Genomic DNA, 635 nt, shown 5'->3' on the forward strand with positions numbered 1-635 from the left:
CACCGGGTCCCGCGTCCCGCGCACCCGCGTCCCCCGCACCAGCGCCCCGCGCGCCGCGGGTGCGGCCGCCCGGTCCCGCGTCCCGCGGACCCGCACGCGGCTAGCGTCCGGGGGGTTCCGGGGGGCGTTGGCGCGGCATCGTGGGGCGCAGGCCCGCCGGGGGGAGGGGGGCGCGGGCCTGGGGCTGGGTCTCGGCGGAGCGGGCCCACGCCAGCGACTGCGTCGCCAGCGCCGCGCGCCCGCCGCCGAACGCCACCATCCAGTCCGCGGTCTCGGCCCGTACCAGCTCGGTCACGTCCTCCGTGAAGCGCCGCAGCACCGCCAGGCACCGCTCCGCCGCCTCGCTCGCCGTGCCCTCCGCCGGGCCCAGCACCTCCCGTACCGACTCCGCCGCCCAGTCGAACTGCAGCGCTTCCAGCCGCCGCTGCACCGCCTGCGCCGTGGCCACATCGCGCATCCAGCCCGACGTCAGCCCGAAGACCCGGTCCACCGCCAGGCACGCGAGCGCCGCCAGCAGCGCCACGAACGCCCAGCCGGCGACGTCCGGCGCGGCGTCCGTCAGGTCGAGCTGCGCCAGCGCCGCGCCCGCCGCCGCCCAGAGCGCCGCCGCGGTGCGCAGCGTCCGCGCCGCGCGG

General features: G+C 80.9%; 1 protein-coding gene. It reads right to left on the reverse strand.

What is annotated here, in order from left to right:
• Positions 1 to 100 precede the first annotated feature (100 nt).
• Positions 101 to 635: SLATT domain-containing protein (locus tag ABD317_RS37540; protein WP_344296631.1), on the reverse strand; the 535-nt coding region annotated here is incomplete at its 5' end.

Source organism: Streptomyces synnematoformans, assembly GCF_039531005.1.
In the GTDB taxonomy this organism is placed as follows: Bacteria; Actinomycetota; Actinomycetes; order Streptomycetales; family Streptomycetaceae; genus Streptomyces; species Streptomyces synnematoformans.